Below are 16,605 nucleotides of genomic sequence, written 5' to 3' on the forward strand. Positions count from 1 at the left end.
GGGTTGTGAATATATTATACTGGAAAAATAAATCGAAATAATATGAAAATTTTGTTTTGTCTTCGCTAATTGTATATTACATACATGTAAGACGACATACGTCATGTTATCGACTTGTAAGGAGAGAAAAAAATGAAAAGTGTAAGATTACCATCGATGCTAGAAATCATAGTTCTTTTATTACTATTTCTTGCTGTTGTCTTTTCCTTCCAAACGATTTTTGATCTCCCAATTCAATTAGCGCTATTTATTTCATGGTTTTTAGTAATTGCGCTTGGATTAAGATTAGGATTTCGTTATCAAGAATTGCAAGATGCAATTACGAAAGGGATTTCTAACGGATTAGAAGCAATACTGATTTTAGTTGCAGTAGGTGCTTTAATTGGAACATGGATTGCTGGTGGGGTAGTACCAACATTAATTTATTATGGATTAGAATTTATTCACCCTAGCATATTCCTATTAGCAACATTAATTATTTGTTCTATAACTTCTATCGCGACAGGAACGTCTTGGGGAACAGTAGGAACAGCAGGTATTGCTATGATGGCGATTGGTGAAGGACTTGGTTTACCACTTCCGCTTGTTGCTGGTGCAGTTCTTTCAGGAGCTTATTTCGGCGACAAATTATCACCACTTTCTGATAGCACAGTTCTTGCAGCTTCTATGGCGAAAGTAGATGTTATTGCTCACGTTCGAGCTATGCTCGTATTAGATGTTCCGGCTTATATTATTACTAGTATTATGTTTACTGTAGCTGGTTGGATGTATGGCGGAGATAATGTTGATTTGAATCGAGTAGAATTTTTAAAAGAAGCTTTATTAAAGCAATTTGATATTAAAATATGGATGCTTGTTCCGGCGATCATTGTTATCGTTCTATTAGCAATGAAGAAACCGTCTATGCCAACAATTGCAATGGGAGCTTTAATTGGTGCAATTTGGGCAACTCTTTTCCAAGGGATGAACTTTGGAGAAGCGATTGGAACAGCTTATAACGGATTCTCAATTCAATCTGGTGTTGAGTTTGTTGACAAGTTATTAAACCGTGGTGGAATTAACGGTATGCTTGGCTCAGTAGCTGTTATTATTTTCGGTTTAGGATTTGGTGGATTACTTGAAAAACTAGGTGTTTTAAAAGTAATCGTATCAAAATTTGAGAAGAAATTAAATTCTGCAGGTAATGTAACGTTGTCTACATTAATCGTGGCATTCTTAGCTAATATATTTGGTTGTGCGATGTATGTATCACTAATTTTAACACCAAAAATTATGGAAGATAGCTATGATAAATTAAAAATAGACCGTCGTGTATTAGCACGTAACTCAGAAGTAGGTGGAACGTTAACTTCAGGTATGGTTCCATGGTCTGATAATGGTATTTTTATGGCTGGTATTTTAGGTGTAGCAACGTTCTCATACGTTCCGTTTATGTGGTTAAGCTTCGTATCGTTAATTTTAGCAGTTATTTATGGATATACAGGCAAATTCATCTGGTATGTAGATGATGCAGATAAAGGAAAGCAAGCATCATAAAATAAAAATCACCTTCTACAATATGTAGAAGGTGATTTTTTTATTTTGTAATAGCATCTGCTGAAGTTATTTCATTCTCATATTTAGCAATTTTTTGTTGTATCTTTTTTAAGTTTTTTTCAGTGTCTTGGATAAGCTGTAAGACATTGGTCTCCTGTTGTTTCATTAATTCCAACCGTTGAAAGATGGTAGATTCTCCTTCCATAGACCAGTCGATAAATTGTTTTATTTTTTGAATAGGCATACCAGTGTTTTTTAAACACAAAATCATTTCTAAATATTTGAGTGCTTCTTCATCAAAAACTCGATCTCCTTTTTCATTTCTTTGCAGAAAAGGGAACAGTCCTTGTTTATCGTAATAACGTATTTGAGAAATAGTTAAGTGTTGCATTTTGGCGACTTGCCCAATTGTATAATACATATCATTCATCCTTTTGTTACCAAGGTATAATGCCATTTTTATTTAGTATTTTACCATTATAGTTTGTTTCACTTAATGCATATTTAATAATAATTTTAGCACTTTCAGTGGTTGTATGGCCACCGGGGGAATTTCCATTAAGATCTGTAGTTGTAAAACCAGGAGTTACCCCAAATACTTCTGGACCGTTAGTAGCAAATTCTTTACTAAAAGCTAATGTTAAAGCATTAATAGCTGTTTTGGAAGAATTATATCCTAGTGTATTGATTGGATGTGTTTCACCATTAGCAAACATTGTTAGTGAGGCCATGTCAGTAGTTATATTTATTATTTTACTGTTGTTTGAATTCTTTAATAATGGTAAAAAGGCTTGTATCATTTGGAAAGTTCCAAAAAAATTAACTTCAAATCCTTGGCGTAAAGTTTCAATATTTAATTCACTAGGTAGTGTATTGAAGTCTAGCGCTATGCCTGTGTTATTAATTAATAAATGTAAGTGGTCAGTCGTTTCGTAAATTTTCTTTGTTGCTTCTTGAATGGATTGTGAATTTGAAATATCTACTTGAATATAGGAAACGTTTGAAACATTTAAAGATTCTACGGCTTGTTGTCCAAGTTGTTCATTACGAGCACCTAAAAATACGTGATAATCTTTTTCTGCTAATTGACGAACAAGTTCATATCCAATTCCTTTATTCGCACCTGTTATAAAAGCATATTTTTTCATATTGAATTCCTCCAGTAGTGTTATAGTAGGTTACAATGGAAAGGATACAGCCTAAACTTAAGTTTAGGTCAAGAGGAATTTTTTAAAATACATATAGAATATCTATATATAAGAGTGAGAATTCTTATCATTTAAGAGAAAGTCTGTTATTATAAGAGATGTAGGTATTATATTTTCAAGGGGATGAAAACATGGAGTACAGAATTGAAAGAGATACATTAGGAGAAATAAAAGTTCCAGCTGATAAATTATGGGCAGCACAAACACAACGTAGTAAAGAAAACTTTCCAATTGGAACAGAGCAAATGCCGCTTGAAATTGTAAAAGCATTTGCAATTTTAAAGAAGAGTGCAGCGCTTAGCAATCAAAAATTAGGAAAGCTATCACAAGAAAAAGCAGAAGCAATTGTAGAAGCTGCTGATGAAGTGATTGCAGGGAAATGGAATGAACATTTTCCGCTTGTCGTATGGCAAACAGGTAGTGGTACACAGTCAAACATGAATGTGAATGAAGTAATTGCAAATCGTGGGAATCAAATTTTGAAAGAGAAGGGATCTGACGTACATATTCATCCAAATGATGATGTGAACATGTCACAAAGTTCAAATGATACATTTCCAACGGCACTTCATGTAGCTTGTGTAATCGCAGTAGAAAATCACGTATTACCAGCAATTACGAAATTAAAAGAAACTTTAGCAGAAAAAGTAACTGCATTTGAACATATTATAAAAATTGGTCGTACACATTTACAAGATGCAACGCCGTTAACTTTAGGGCAAGAAATTAGCGGATGGCACCGTATGCTTGAAAAAACAGAGCGTATGATTGCAGAGAGCAATACATATATGAAAGAGTTAGCAATTGGTGGAACTGCGGTTGGAACAGGTATTAATGCTCATCCTAAATTTGGTGAGATGGTATCAGAGGAAATTAGTCAATTTACAGGTAAACAATTTGTTTCTGCACCAAATAAGTTCCATGCATTAACGAGCCATGATGAAGTTGTATATACTCACGGTGCATTAAAAGCATTAGCTGCGGATCTAATGAAGATCGCTAACGATGTACGTTGGCTTGCAAGTGGTCCACGTAGTGGTCTTGGAGAAATTATTATTCCAGCAAATGAACCGGGAAGCTCTATTATGCCAGGTAAAGTAAATCCAACGCAAAGTGAAGCATTAACGATGGTTGTAGCACAAGTGATGGGGAATGATGCAACAATCGGATTTGCTGCGAGCCAAGGTAACTTTGAGTTAAACGTATTTAAACCTGTTATTGCTTATAACTTCTTACAATCAGCCCACTTATTAGCGGATGCAATTGTTTCGTTTAATGACAATTGTGCAGTTGGTATTGAAGCAGATGAAGAAGTAATTAATGAAAATGTGAATCGTTCACTAATGCTTGTAACAGCGCTAAACCCACATATCGGATATGAAAATGCAGCGAAAATTGCGAAGCATGCTCATAAAGAGGGATTAACTTTAAAAGAAGCCGCATTACAATCTGGACTACTAACAGAAGAGAAATTTGATGAAATTGTAGATCCGAAGAAAATGATTGCTCCAAAAGAGTAATAGAAAAAGCCAAGGTTCTTAGTATAGAATCTTGGCTTTTTTGATGTTCATTTTTATGTTTCATCTACTTGCAATACTGCAAGTTTCAAAATATATTATTTGTTAGCAGGCGTATTCATTACTCTCATCTGTGGGCAGTTCTCTTTTAAGAGTGAAATGAATTTTTCTTCTTCTTGTGGTACGAAAGTGGTCACTGAGTCAAATAAATTATAATTAATTTCTAATTGTTGTCTAGTCCATTTTTTTGAACGAAGTTTTTTGCCAGAGTACTTAATATGGCGAATGTCTTTGAATGAGATTTCAGTACGAAGTATGAAACCGTGTTTTACAACAAGAGATGATTCCGTTACGTTGTAGTGAGAGAAATAGAATGAAGAAAGATTCACGATATTTAATAGCATCATGAGAGTGAAAAAAATAGAATTTTCATTTTGGAAGAATAACGAAACGAAAAAAATAATTATAAATAATGTAATGAAAATGACGTGGAATGGATTTTTTTTCGCTTTAAATTTCAAGTCAGTCACCTCGGTATACTTGTTCTTTAACTAAATTAAATCATAATATTGTAATAAAACGTATGAATATGCAGAATTGCATATTCATACGTTTTATTATTCATGTAAAATTTCTTGATGGGATAAATGCAAAAGAAGTTTTGTAATAGTGGAGTGGCATGAAGTGACTTACAAGAATAGAAAGATAGCGTTAGTCATAATTAGTTGTATGATGATTATGAGTAGTTGTGCTAATAAATTTGTTGAAGATAGAAATCGAAAGCATACATTTGTACGAGCAAGTAAAGTTTTAGTAGAGACTGTAAATAGAATATATAAAAAGTAAAGGATGTTTTCTTATACGAAAACATCCTTTTTGTCGTTAAAATTGAATACTGAAGTTTTGTAATGAGTGAATACAGGTTCCATATTCACTAATCGCATATGTATTCTGTGCAATTTGCTTAACGGTAAACCAAGGGTCTTGAAGAATATTCATATTCTATTTCACATCTTATAAAATGGAATTGTATAAACATATTCGCTTTTCGTTGCATTAAAGAAGTTCGGTAGATGTTTTTATAAAAGTTTATAAAATGGGTAAACGAAAGATTGAAATGTTTGTTTGTGTTGTGATAAGATGGTAAAGTGACAATAAACGTTATGGTAATTTGTTTGGTTTTAAAATAAACATTTTAAAGGAGTGTTTAGTGTGGATGATATTTCAGAGAAGTTTTGGGATGCGTCAATAGAAGAATTAAAGAAAGGGTATGTGTTTGATGAAGCAAAAGAGGAGTACATTTGCTTAGCTTGTGGTGAAACATTTATTAAAGGTGTTATTTATCAAGATAATCAAATTTGGTATGAAGCAGAAAAGTTCGTCCAATTGCATATTCAAAATGAGCATACATCTATGTTTGATTATTTATTAAATATGGATAAGAAATTTACTGGTTTAACGGATTTACAAAAGAGAATGGTTCAGTTTTTCCATATGGGACTGAATGATAAACAAATTGTAAAAGAGTTGGATGGCGGAAGTACATCAACAATTCGTAATCATCGATTTACACTGCGAGAGAAAATGAAGCAAGCAAAAGTATTTTTAGCACTAATGGAATTATCAGAAGAAAAATCAAAAGTACAAACGAAATTTGTGCCAATTCATAGAACAGCAACGATGGTGGATGATCGATACAATATTACGGAAGAAGAAAATGACGAAGTATTAAAAGCTCATTTTACAGAAGGGTTAGATGGACCTCTCTCTAAATTTCCGAAGAAACAAAAGCGTAAATTAATTATCTTACGTCATTTAGTAAAGAAGTTTGATAGTAATAAAAAGTATACTGAAAAAGAAGTAAATACAGTGATAGAAAATGTATACCCTGATTTCGTAACTTTAAGAAGATATTTAATCGAATATGGATTTTTAGATCGAACAGCCGATGGAAGTCAATATTGGGTGAAGTTATAATCATGCGGAAGGAAAATGAATAGAAGCACAGTATTATAACAACTATACAAAGAGATAGATATTGAAAACAGATTTTTAATAAAAGGAGAAATGAAATTTGAAACCACCTGCAGATAACAATAAAGAAGGTGCGGAGTCACAAAAGTTGGAAAGTGAGAGTAAACCGATTTGGAAATCGATGTCTCTGTTTTTAGTACCGTTATTATTAAGTAATGTACTACAATCAGTTGGACAATTATTTGGTATGGTAGTAGTAGGAAGATGGCTTGGAGTTAATGATTTAGCGGCTATATCAGCATTCTTTCCTTTGTTCTTTTTACTTGTTTCATTCGTAATTGGTATCGGTTCAGGAAGCTCTATTTTAATTGGTCAGGCGTTTGGTGCTAAAAATGAAGATCGTTTAAAAGCTATTGTCGGTACGACGCTTACGTTTACTTTTATTATCGGAGTTGTATTAGCGATAATAGGTAGTATTTTTGCGATGGATATTATGCGTCTTATGGGAACGCCAGAAAATATTATTGAAATAAGTGTACATTATGCACGAATTTTATTTATATCGATGCCAGTATTATTTTTATATTTTGCATATACAACATTTATGAGAGGTACAGGAGATTCTAAAACGCCATTTTACTTTTTAATTGTAAGTACAGCGCTAAATATGATCTTATTACCGATTCTTATTTTTGGATGGTTAGGAGCTCCGAAATTAGATGTGTATGGAGCGGCCTATGCTTCTGTTATATCTACAGTTATTACGTTTCTTGTCATGCTTGTGTATTTAAAGAAGAAAAATCACCCACTACAACTAGATGGCACAGTAAGAAAGTATCTTCGAATGGACTGGGAGTTATTAAAGTTATTGCTAAGGCTCGGTATTCCAGCGAGTATTAATATGATATTAGTTTCATTATCTGAAATTGCCGTAATCGCGTTTGTAAATCGTTACGGTTCGGATGCAACAGCTGCTTACGGCGTTGTGAATCAAGTTGCAAGTTATGTGCAAATGCCAGCAGTTAGCCTTGGTATTACAGTTTCTATTTTTGCGGCGCAATCGATTGGGGGGAATCAATTTGATCGATTGCAGAAAGTTGTGAAGGCCGGAATTATTATGAACTACGTCATCGGTGGTGTGTTAATATCTCTTATTTACTTATTCTCAAGAGACATTTTATCACTATTTTTAACGAGTCAAACTACAATTGAAATTGCTCATAGCTTAGTTATGATTACGTTATGGAGTTATTTAATTTTCGGTCATGCACAAATTATTAGTGCGACAATGCGAGCGAGCGGTACAGTACTTTGGCCAACTGTTATTGGAGTTGTTTCAATTTGGCTTGTAGAAGTCCCCGTAGCATATTATCTTTCTTACCATACAAGTCTTGGAATAGAAGGCATCTGGATCGGGTATCCAGCAGCATTTATTGTCAGCTTAATATTACAGTATGCATATTATAAGCTTTCATGGCAAAAGAAACGAATTACACGATTAGTTAGTTAAATAGAAAAATGTCCCTAAGTAATTAGACTTAGGGACATTTTTTTCGTAAGTGGAGGTTTACAAATAGCTTTTTAAAGTGATATCAAAATGTTGTCTAATGAGTGTTTTATCACTCATATAAAACTCCCACGCTTTTTCTGGTTCACCGATAATCTCAAAGGATTCCTCTGTAATATATAAAGCACAATTATCCTCCAGTGCAATTCCTTCTATATTCCCTTGATGATTTTGTAAAAAGGAATGGAAGGCGTTCATTCTGTTTAATTGATTATAATGTGGACAAAATCTTTTATTAACAATACCCCATCCGTTACTCTCTATATAACCAAAACCTTCATAATCTGATCGGATACTAGACGTGAACCAACACATAGCACCAGCACTATAACCAGCAATAAGTGTTCCTTGCTGCAGAGCCAATAATAATTTTTCATCAAGTCTATATTCTTTCCATTGTGTAAGCATGTGAATATAGTTTCCACCACCTAAATAAATTAAATCGGCTGAATGAATCATCTCGTCTATTTCATACTTAGAAGGTGAATCTGTTGTAATGCGTAAAATTTGTACTTCACAATGTAATTGTTTTTCAAACGTGTCTAAAAATAATTTTATATAGCTTTCATCATCATGACTAGCCGTTGGAATAAACAATATTTTTGGGTACTGTTTATTTGTTAATTCTATAAGGCGTTCATTAATAGGCAAGTGATTTGAATCTTGTAAATCACCGCCACCAATGACAGCTAATTTCATAGTAAAGCACCACCTAATCATTTTTGTTATATAAAAATTCGATAGAAGAGAGTTACATTCCTTCCGTAATGTAATCAATAATTAGAAAATATAGCTTAAGTATATCGGAATAGTAAAGAAACTACTGACTATATATACCAATGCATTAGAAACCATTCATTGATATATAATATTTCATACTAATGTTTCAAAATATGGAAAAAATATGTTTAAATAGATATAATGACGCATTCATTCATATTGAATTTATACTTATATTTTAAAAGGGTATCGGAAATAATAGCGATTTTCTAAAACAGTTTTTACTTTTAATAGGAAGTTGTATTACAATATGGTAAAATTATTTCAATATATTTATTTAATATGAAATACAAAGAAGGAGCGTGAAAAAAAGTGGATTTTCGATTTGAATTTACAACGAAGCTGAAAGAATACTTAGACGATGAGAAGGATGAAAAAATAATAAAAGATGGACATAGAGATGTAATTTTTCACTATTTATATGCGTTAGAGACTGAAATTGGCGTTGTTAAAAATCCTAATTTTACTTTTTTTGCATCAGGAAGACGTTCACATATAGTGTTAGAAAACGTTGAATTTAAAACAGAAGTAAATGTAAAAAGTAATATAATTGAAATTACAAAAATAGTGGATAATGTAGTTATTCCGTTAGATACTATCGTAGCGAAAGATCGGGAATTATTTGCCCTTGGGCGTAATGAGAAGTTTAGTGTACAAATATTAGAGCAGTATCTCTTTGATACATTTGGAGATAAGTTAGGCTTATAATGAATAGAATGAGGTACGTATTTATAGGTAGTGAATTTTAGTTTATATTACTTGCGTTTGACCTCTCATTTAATTTGTACTACAATTCGTAGTGTGAAAGGAGTCATACGATGTTTACGCAAAACTATAGGTTAAATGAGCAAGGATTAAATCATTTCTTTGGACCGCTTGAAGCGAAGATTATGGAGATTATTTGGTCTACTGAAGGTATTACTATTAAAGAAGTCCAGCGGAAGTTAAGTGAAGAATCGCCTGTGAATTTTAATACTGTTATGACAGTTATGAACAGGTTAGTAGAGAAATTACACTTAGAAAAACAGACTGTGAAAAGAAGTGGCATATATCGTGCTATACAAACGAAAGAAGAATTCTTATCTAATCAAACGAAGAAAATGACACAGGAATTAGTGGGGGAATTTGGAGATTTAGTTGTAACACATATGATAGATGAGTTAGAGCAGGCTGATCCGAATTTAATAAAAAAATTAGAAGACAAATTGAATCAGTTAAAAAAAGAGGATCGATGAAATGAAATGGCAAATGCGTAAAATCGTATTGTTAGCGCTCATTGTTAGTACCCTCTTTTTCAGCTTGTTATTGTATTATGTTACATATCCATTTCTCTTTCAAAATAGGGCATTATTCCTTTCAAAGTTTTGCTTGTTTCAGTTAGAAAAACATATGAAAGAACTATCAATGGTTCGTATTATAATAGCGGGGTTATTATTAATTACTGTATTGATTGTGTGTAAAAGAATTTGGCGGCAATTTTTCTATAGTAAAAAAGTACAAAAAGTACTTATCCCATTTATTAGAAAAGGGAAACAAATATATATATTGCCGACTGCGGAAGTTGCAGCGTTTACAATTGGATTATTCCGTCCGAAAGTTGTCATGTCAGAAGGTTTGCTTCAGACGTTTTCAGATGAAGAGATTGATGCGATTATTTTCCATGAAGAATATCATCAAAATAATTGGGATCCGCTAAAATTATTTTGTTTTACGTTATTAGCAGAAGGAATGATTTACATCCCGATATTAAAAGAATTGTTACAACGATATCATACGTATCAAGAGTTAGCAGCAGATAAATATGCGATGCAAAAAATGGAATCTTCATTTGAGTTAGGTAGCGCGTTATTAAAATTAATTAAAATAAAGACAATGGAAAATCGATGTGTTACAGCTTCATTTGCAAAAACAGCAATAAATTTACGAATCGAGCAAGTGTTAAATGAAAAGGTTATTAAGCTTACTATTCCGTTACATACGAATTCGGTATATGTAACAGTAGGTTTATTCTGTATGTCGGTTGTACTTATTGTCGGGGAGTGCATATAGCCTCTTTTTTTAAGGATAAACACTACTCTATGTAGTGTGGATAGAGTAGTGTTGTTATTTATATCATTATACTTTTTATCGCTATATATATCTTGTTTATCATATATTACAGGTATTTTATTGTATACAAATCAAATGACGAAAATTACAGCATTCTTTATTCGTCTATTCGGTGGATTTACAGGTTTTTAAAAATGAGGAGGAAGAAAAGTGAAGAAACTAATTGCTATTATACTAGTAGGTGCTCTCGCTTGGGCGGGGGTTAACTTTTATAATTCAAAGAAAGAAGAAAAGGAAAGAAAAGCAAAGCAAGCAGAGTTACAAGAGAAAGAAGTATTACCACAAGTAGGTTTTAAAGCACCTGGCATCACATTAAAAGGATTAGACGGAAAGTTGCAGTCGTTAAATGATGCCAAGGGAAAACCATATATTATTAATTTTTGGGCATCATGGTGTGGGCCGTGTGAAATGGAGGCACCTGACTTAGTTCATATGTATGATAAATATAAAAAGGATGTTGAAATTTTTGCGGTGAATGCAACTGTTAGTGACCCAGTACAAGAAGCAAGCGCATTTGCTAATCGCTATGGATTTGAGTTTCCGGTTCTACTAGATATGGACGGAGTAGCTGGACTAGATTATAAAGTATTCTCTTTACCGACGACATTTTTTGTTAATAAAGATGGAATTATAGTAGATCATGTACGAGGTGTATTACCACCAGATCAATTAGAAAAGAAATTTAAGAAATTGATTGAGAGTTAAGAGCGGATTTTTCTATGGGGAAAATTAGAGTCACTAACAATGTAGAATTTAAGAACGAGGTAGTAGATTTATATTTAAAAGAAGGGATGAGATATAGTAATTAAGTCTTTTTTGTTTGACATGTTTACGTTTTTTTATAACAAACGTTCTGTAATTGCATACTTGGCCTATATGTAGGTGTACCTATAAAATGGTGATTATTAACAATATATTGTTAATATCCGAACATCAAAGAGTTAAGTGAAACACTAAACTCACGACTTTTGAAGGCATCTGCAAAGGGGATAGCTAAATTAATTAGTGAAACACAAGCTGAAGCAGAAGAGGCTGTAGTTTCAATGCAAAAGAGCTCAAAAGAAGTCGAATCAGGAATAACTCCTGTTCAAAGTAGTGGTGCTTTCTTCGAAAAAATTTCAAAATCTGCACAAGCTGTTACAAATCAAATTAAAGCGACTTCGAGTAATTCAAGTGATATTTTTAAAAATAGTCAAACTATAATTCAGATTGTAAATGAATTATCACATATTGTTAATACATATGTGGATAGCAGTAGTAATGTAGAGACTAGTATGAAAGAACAAGAAGTATATGTACAAGATATTGCAGAACTAGCAACATCATTAAGTGGGCTATCACAAGAGTTACAAGAATTAATTGGAGAGTTTAAAATTCAATAAGGATTATATTGATTCATTTGAAAAACCTTTTTTAATTGGAATGTATTAATGTAAATTACACGCTTACTTAAATGAATATAAATTTTGCGTATTTAATTGGAAATAGAGCATGATATTACCAATTAAATGGAGGTGTGTTAGAAATGCAAATTCGAGAAAATAATAATTCAAACGAGATTTTGGTAGCGGCGGCAGCAAGTGCAATTGAGCAAATGAAGTATGAAATTGCTCAGGAGTTTGGCGTTACACTTGGACCAGATTCAACTTCACGAGCAAATGGTTCAGTAGATGGAGAGATTACGAAACGTTTAGTTCGTATGGCGCAAGAGCGGTTATCTGGTCAATATAAACTTCACTAAAGTTAAAGGTATATCCTATTGAAGGGATATACCTTTTAAATTTTTTTTTTTAAGAGGATTGTTAAATTTTTTATTGTTGGTTAAGTTTAGAAACTGCGAATTGAGCTGTGAAATTCATTTTCTTCATGTAAGAAGAATTTACTCCTGCTTGAAATTGAACAGAAATATTACCGTCTTTTTGTGCTTTGAATACGCGACCATATTGTGAATTAGCATTGTATGTGCCAATTACTTGATTATCTGCATCAAAGACTGTATAAGAAATTGGAAACCCGGAATTTTGTACAAAGACAGTAAGTTCTTCCCCTTTATTAAGATTAAATGATTCTTTTTGGGAAACTTCATAGGAACTCATAGAGTAGTATTTTGTAACTTCTTGAATTTCTAAATTTGTAGTTGCTGCACTTGCTTTTGATGCCTCTACTCCTGGTAAATTCATACCTGATAGTACTACAATTCCTAGTGCCCCTGCTAAAATAGCTTTTTCATAATGTTAGTGCCTCCTTTAATATATTTTGAGATTTGAAAAGGAAGTAAAAATACCACTTCTTGAAACCATCAAAGTTACAATGAGAATGATTTTCGATATGGCTTGATATGTAATTCTGCATACATAAGGTAGCGATATAAGATAATCTATTTGAGATTTTGAATATTCTTAGAAGAAGAGGAGGACAAATTTTTAAAACTATGAATGGACTTGTAGCTGTTTTTTTACATACGTTGGTTTTATAGTGAATATTTCGTTGAGTTTATTTTTGTATGGAGGGTGTATTACAGTTGATTGATTACTATTCCGGAAATGTAAAAAATATTCATTAATGGAATTGGATTTGTATTATAATTCACTAAATGAACTATTATTGTTCGTTTCATTTCTTGATGAATGTATGTATGTGATTTCTTAATTGTAAATATGTTCGATTTTATTGGTGAAGAGGGGAGAGATCCCTCTCCTTTTTCTAGGCATATTAACAGTAAGGAGAGTATTGAAATGCTAATTTCAAATCTTTATCAGGAGAAAAATTTGAAAAAGCTTATCATGTTATTATTTTTACATATATGTACTATAAAGTGAATTGATAATATGTAGATTCACTATTACTAATATTTAATTAAGATAGTTAGCGCTATGTTAATAGTATTAACTATCTTAGTTGGTGTGGAATGTGATAGAAAGCATAAGTTTACCGCAAACTTATGCTTTCAGGATTTGAAGAATATTCTTAATATGAATTTTAAAGAAAATACAAAATCTCAATAGACGTGAGAAAAAAGGAACTGAAAATATCCTTTAAAATAAGATATATTTTGGTCAAAAGATTAGAGGGCACCAATTTATTAAAGCGATAAAAAAACGTTTTAATGAATTGGTGTCCTTTTTGTTTTAAAAAGAGAATATATTTTCTCAACAGGACAAATGGTAATCAGCTATAAGTATTAATTATAAGGATAAAAGGAAAATAGAAATTAATAATAAAGGAGAATGCAAAATGATAACATTAATATCTGAAAGAAATCTAGCAGAAATCCACGAAGACGATATAGATGTATTAAAAGTAATGGCACATCCTGTTCGATTACAAATTGTAAATGAATTAATGCATCATAAAATGTGTAATGTTACACAGTTAACGGAAATATTAAGACTCCCCCAATCCACTGTTTCACAACATTTATCAAAATTGAGGAGAACCGTACTCCGTTCAGAAAGAAGAGGGTTAGAGAGGCATTATTATATAGATAATGCTAAGGCACCTCAGATTGTTAAAATTTTAGGTTTATAGGTTAATAATACATAGAAGGTTTCCTGTTACAAGGCAGGAAACCTTTTTTATATGTATAACTAATTGTGTGATAATATCATACCGTAGAAGCTACCTAACAATAATTAAATTTAACAGCTTGTTTTATCTTGCCACACACAATTTAACACGATATATAGGTGTAAACTTACAAAGAAGGGTTTTAAATAGAAATTAGATATAACAATGGATAATGGTAAGTGTATTAAAGAAACTATAGAATTAATGAAATACAAAATAATAAATAATAAATAGTTGTTGTAAAGGCTTATTCTGATAATAAAAGGAATTAGATACATTAAATTCAACTATGAGTTTTTTTACTAAAAATATGTAAGTGAGGATTACAAGCAACATAATCCTTTTGTAGCTGATGGACGAAAAGCTTTCATGGATTTCTTTAAGGAGGATTTTGTTAAGGATCCTAATTCTTCTGCAGAAATTAAACGTGTAATAGCTGAAGGAGATACAGTTGCTCTTCATGTACATTCTCGTACTAACTCTCAAGATAAGGGAATTGCTATAGTGGATATTTTCCGTATAAAGGATGGAAAGATTGTCGAACACTGGGATGTAATTCAAGAGATTCCAAATGAAGCAGCTAATGATAATACGATGTTTTAGGTAGAAAATCTATTTATAGATTGTTAAAATATTTTTTCAAAAATAAGTAAGATTGCGTTAGTAAAAATATCCTTAGAGTGATTCTTTCTTACTAACGCAATTTTAAACTTTTTAATTCCGTAATTATACTTGAAATCACCGCGATACCTAATACTATCCTGTATAGTTTATAGGAATAATATCTCCCTGACTAAAGTTTTCAAGAAAGGATTTATAAATGTTTTTTAATTCATTGCATGATGGCAGGAATTTAAAGTGGCCTTTATCAATTCGTTATAACCTTTCTTAAAGTGAATAAATCCTCTTTTTATTTTCTCATTTCCTCCGTTTTAGATATGTCTTTTTAGGATTTCAAATCTTACCTTTTCATCAAATTTATCTGCAATGTATATTACAGTTCCGGCAAGATATTTTAGTCCATAAGCTACGGGTGTCATCCAAAGTTTATTTAGGAAAGAAAGATCTTTAATTCGGTGCTTACTTGAAAAGAAAATCATATTGTTCACTCCATTTCTAAAGGTGATAGATATTTTAATAGTCGTCTTATTTATTGTTTTAGTTGCGTAAACAAGGTACAGTACAAAATGTACTTTGCTATTTTGAACAATTTTTTTGTTTGGGAATTTGTATAGAGATAGAAATAATAAGAATAGTGAATAAAACCCTACTAAAGTTTAGTAGGGTTAAGTAGATAAAGATGTAGAATGGATAATTTAAGAAATAAAGGACATAAACTGTGTTTCTTAATTTCTTTGTGTAAGACTCTTAACAAATAGCGTTAAATAGTATGAGGAAGAACCAACTAAAATAGCAAATGGTATTAGAATAATATCAATACCATTTACAATTACATAACCAAAAAAACCAGTCCAAAAGCCATTACAAAAAGAACAGTCTAAAAAAATTTCAAACAATTCATGAATACTACGTAATTTTTCACGTGTGTACTGAAATTTTATTTCAAATAAAAATGCGCGTACCCCTAAGGATATAAATAGCAACAGGCTTATACTTATATCAAAATTCATTATCTCACCTCCAATTCCTATTTAAAAGTCGTAATAAGTTGTTAGAAAGTTGAGGGTTACAAAATAATTAATATTTAGCTGGGATATTTAATAAATCATTTGAAAGATAGTTACCCCAGTAAAAGCTAACATAATGAAATGAATTAAAGTATATTTTTTTCTAAAGATATGGCCCAATGAATAAAATCTAATCTATTAACCTTAACTTTTCTGGCTCTATAGACCATATGGTGGAGTCCCTCTAAATCAACTAAAATATAGCGTTGAGGGTTAATATCCTGATTAAAGGTAATTACAGCACTGCATTTAGAGCGTTTGTCCATATTTTCGATTAAGCTATAAGGATTTTTTATTCCAATTGCATTTTTCCCAATATCGTATCCAACAAATAAGAATTGATTACTTGTAGTAAGGACAGCTCTTATCTGTTTATCATTGTATAAAAATGAAAAATATTTTTTTATATCAGTAGTGTTTAACTTTCTATCTTTATGTAAATTCAAGATATCACCTCCCTATAGTTATCGAAATTTAAGTAACTATAGTTGCAAGTGAATTGTAAAGAGACTTATTAGTTTAAAGGTTGTTGCTGAATCACAATGTATAAATTGCAGCATTTAATTTAAAGGTAAAAGCTGAATCCATCATATTAAAGCTAAATAATATTATTAATAAATTATTATCTATTATTTAATAATGATTATTTGTTATAAAAA

General features: G+C 31.6%; 17 protein-coding genes and 2 pseudogenes. 12 read left to right on the forward strand and 7 right to left on the reverse strand.

Annotated features, from left to right (window positions below; translation table 11 throughout):
- Positions 1 to 132: 132 nt before the first annotated feature.
- Complete coding sequence (nhaC, locus tag MR143_RS01615) at positions 133 to 1,536, forward strand: Na+/H+ antiporter NhaC (RefSeq protein WP_000843987.1); 1,404 nt, start codon at positions 133 to 135, stop codon at positions 1,534 to 1,536.
- Positions 1,537 to 1,576: 40 nt separating this feature from the next.
- On the opposite strand, the gene MR143_RS01620 is transcribed toward nhaC, so the two are convergent.
- Both MR143_RS01620 and MR143_RS01625 read right to left on the reverse strand, forming a co-directional pair.
- The gene (locus MR143_RS01620; protein ID WP_000291860.1) at positions 1,577 to 1,957 is read right to left on the reverse strand and encodes a MerR family transcriptional regulator; all 381 of its coding nucleotides are present in this window, start codon (positions 1,955 to 1,957) and stop codon (positions 1,577 to 1,579) included.
- Positions 1,958 to 1,973: 16 nt separating this feature from the next.
- On the reverse strand, positions 1,974 to 2,684 hold the full coding sequence (locus MR143_RS01625) for an SDR family NAD(P)-dependent oxidoreductase (RefSeq protein WP_242280596.1): 711 nt from the start codon (positions 2,682 to 2,684) through the stop codon (positions 1,974 to 1,976).
- Positions 2,685 to 2,875: 191 nt separating this feature from the next.
- On the opposite strand from MR143_RS01625, the gene fumC reads away from it, so the two are divergent.
- Positions 2,876 to 4,264 (forward strand): class II fumarate hydratase, encoded by a 1,389-nt coding sequence (gene fumC, locus MR143_RS01630; protein WP_000456624.1) that lies wholly within the window; start codon positions 2,876 to 2,878, stop codon positions 4,262 to 4,264.
- A 95-nt stretch (positions 4,265 to 4,359) separates the two neighbouring features.
- On the opposite strand, the gene MR143_RS01635 is transcribed toward fumC, so the two are convergent.
- Positions 4,360 to 4,782, reverse strand: coding sequence for a PH domain-containing protein (locus MR143_RS01635; protein WP_000669074.1), 423 nt, complete (start codon positions 4,780 to 4,782; stop codon positions 4,360 to 4,362).
- Positions 4,783 to 5,473: 691 nt separating this feature from the next.
- Between MR143_RS01635 and MR143_RS01640 the strand changes: the two genes are divergently transcribed.
- On the forward strand, positions 5,474 to 6,238 hold the full coding sequence (locus MR143_RS01640; RefSeq protein ID WP_000340981.1) for a DUF2087 domain-containing protein: 765 nt from the start codon (positions 5,474 to 5,476) through the stop codon (positions 6,236 to 6,238).
- A gap of 97 nt (positions 6,239 to 6,335) precedes the next feature.
- Positions 6,336 to 7,745 (forward strand): MATE family efflux transporter, encoded by a 1,410-nt coding sequence (locus tag MR143_RS01645; RefSeq protein ID WP_000804132.1) that lies wholly within the window; start codon positions 6,336 to 6,338, stop codon positions 7,743 to 7,745.
- A gap of 57 nt (positions 7,746 to 7,802) precedes the next feature.
- On the opposite strand, the gene MR143_RS01650 is transcribed toward MR143_RS01645, so the two are convergent.
- Entirely contained in the window at positions 7,803 to 8,501 is a 699-nt protein-coding gene (locus MR143_RS01650; RefSeq protein WP_000762112.1) for a peptidase E, read from the reverse strand.
- A 393-nt stretch (positions 8,502 to 8,894) separates the two neighbouring features.
- Here MR143_RS01650 and MR143_RS01655 point away from each other — a divergent pair, with 393 nt between their 5' ends.
- The 6 genes and pseudogenes from MR143_RS01655 (at position 8,895) to MR143_RS01680 (ending at position 12,432) form a co-directional block, all read left to right on the forward strand.
- A complete protein-coding gene (locus tag MR143_RS01655) occupies positions 8,895 to 9,290 on the forward strand; it encodes a DUF3942 family protein (protein ID WP_000347526.1) in 396 nt (131 codons plus the stop codon).
- Between the two features lie 110 nt (positions 9,291 to 9,400).
- On the forward strand, positions 9,401 to 9,817 hold the full coding sequence (locus MR143_RS01660) for a BlaI/MecI/CopY family transcriptional regulator (RefSeq protein WP_000495078.1): 417 nt from the start codon (positions 9,401 to 9,403) through the stop codon (positions 9,815 to 9,817).
- A 1-nt stretch (position 9,818) separates the two neighbouring features.
- Positions 9,819 to 10,631, forward strand: a complete 813-nt coding sequence (locus MR143_RS01665) for a M56 family metallopeptidase (RefSeq protein ID WP_000871933.1) — start codon at positions 9,819 to 9,821, stop codon at positions 10,629 to 10,631.
- A gap of 210 nt (positions 10,632 to 10,841) precedes the next feature.
- On the forward strand, positions 10,842 to 11,396 hold the full coding sequence (locus MR143_RS01670) for a TlpA family protein disulfide reductase (RefSeq protein ID WP_000733174.1): 555 nt from the start codon (positions 10,842 to 10,844) through the stop codon (positions 11,394 to 11,396).
- A gap of 266 nt (positions 11,397 to 11,662) precedes the next feature.
- A pseudogene (locus tag MR143_RS01675) lies at positions 11,663 to 12,073 on the forward strand (chemotaxis protein); the annotation flags it as partial.
- Positions 12,074 to 12,216: 143 nt separating this feature from the next.
- On the forward strand, positions 12,217 to 12,432 hold the full coding sequence (locus tag MR143_RS01680) for an alpha/beta-type small acid-soluble spore protein (protein ID WP_001167051.1): 216 nt from the start codon (positions 12,217 to 12,219) through the stop codon (positions 12,430 to 12,432).
- Positions 12,433 to 12,502: 70 nt separating this feature from the next.
- On the opposite strand, the gene MR143_RS01685 is transcribed toward MR143_RS01680, so the two are convergent.
- Positions 12,503 to 12,871 carry a hypothetical protein gene (locus tag MR143_RS01685; protein WP_002181692.1) on the reverse strand — a complete coding sequence of 123 codons (369 nt, stop codon included), beginning with the start codon at positions 12,869 to 12,871 and terminating at the stop codon, positions 12,503 to 12,505.
- Positions 12,872 to 13,925: 1,054 nt separating this feature from the next.
- Between MR143_RS01685 and MR143_RS01690 the strand changes: the two genes are divergently transcribed.
- A complete protein-coding gene (locus tag MR143_RS01690) occupies positions 13,926 to 14,219 on the forward strand; it encodes an ArsR/SmtB family transcription factor (RefSeq protein WP_000631351.1) in 294 nt (97 codons plus the stop codon).
- A 345-nt stretch (positions 14,220 to 14,564) separates the two neighbouring features.
- Positions 14,565 to 14,861 (forward strand): annotated as a pseudogene (locus tag MR143_RS01695) (nuclear transport factor 2 family protein); the annotation flags it as partial.
- A gap of 743 nt (positions 14,862 to 15,604) precedes the next feature.
- Here the strand turns inward: MR143_RS01695 and MR143_RS01700 are convergent.
- Both MR143_RS01700 and MR143_RS01705 read right to left on the reverse strand, forming a co-directional pair.
- The gene (locus tag MR143_RS01700; protein ID WP_001008317.1) at positions 15,605 to 15,889 is read right to left on the reverse strand and encodes a hypothetical protein; all 285 of its coding nucleotides are present in this window, start codon (positions 15,887 to 15,889) and stop codon (positions 15,605 to 15,607) included.
- Positions 15,890 to 16,032: 143 nt separating this feature from the next.
- Positions 16,033 to 16,392, reverse strand: coding sequence for a BRO-N domain-containing protein (locus tag MR143_RS01705; RefSeq protein ID WP_001048701.1), 360 nt, complete (start codon positions 16,390 to 16,392; stop codon positions 16,033 to 16,035).
- Positions 16,393 to 16,605: the final 213 nt, after the last annotated feature.

The sequence above is a fragment of the Bacillus cereus group sp. BfR-BA-01347 genome, assembly GCF_022663835.1.
Classification (GTDB): Bacteria; Bacillota; Bacilli; order Bacillales; family Bacillaceae_G; genus Bacillus_A; species Bacillus_A thuringiensis_K.

What these genes read in the sequence shown, in the direction of transcription:
- fumC (WP_000456624.1), top strand. Translation starts at nt 2,876, where the DNA reads ATGGAGTACAGAATTGAAAGAGATACATTAGGAGAAATAAAAGTTCCA.
- MR143_RS01680 (WP_001167051.1), top strand. Translation starts at nt 12,217, where the DNA reads ATGCAAATTCGAGAAAATAATAATTCAAACGAGATTTTGGTAGCGGCG.
- MR143_RS01625 (WP_242280596.1), bottom strand. Translation starts at nt 2,684, where the DNA reads ATGAAAAAATATGCTTTTATAACAGGTGCGAATAAAGGAATTGGATAT.
- MR143_RS01690 (WP_000631351.1), top strand. Translation starts at nt 13,926, where the DNA reads ATGATAACATTAATATCTGAAAGAAATCTAGCAGAAATCCACGAAGAC.
- MR143_RS01650 (WP_000762112.1), bottom strand. Translation starts at nt 8,501, where the DNA reads ATGAAATTAGCTGTCATTGGTGGCGGTGATTTACAAGATTCAAATCAC.
- nhaC (WP_000843987.1), top strand. Translation starts at nt 133, where the DNA reads ATGAAAAGTGTAAGATTACCATCGATGCTAGAAATCATAGTTCTTTTA.
- MR143_RS01700 (WP_001008317.1), bottom strand. Translation starts at nt 15,889, where the DNA reads ATGAATTTTGATATAAGTATAAGCCTGTTGCTATTTATATCCTTAGGG.
- MR143_RS01660 (WP_000495078.1), top strand. Translation starts at nt 9,401, where the DNA reads ATGTTTACGCAAAACTATAGGTTAAATGAGCAAGGATTAAATCATTTC.
- MR143_RS01620 (WP_000291860.1), bottom strand. Translation starts at nt 1,957, where the DNA reads ATGTATTATACAATTGGGCAAGTCGCCAAAATGCAACACTTAACTATT.
- MR143_RS01685 (WP_002181692.1), bottom strand. Translation starts at nt 12,871, where the DNA reads ATGAATTTACCAGGAGTAGAGGCATCAAAAGCAAGTGCAGCAACTACA.
- MR143_RS01665 (WP_000871933.1), top strand. Translation starts at nt 9,819, where the DNA reads ATGAAATGGCAAATGCGTAAAATCGTATTGTTAGCGCTCATTGTTAGT.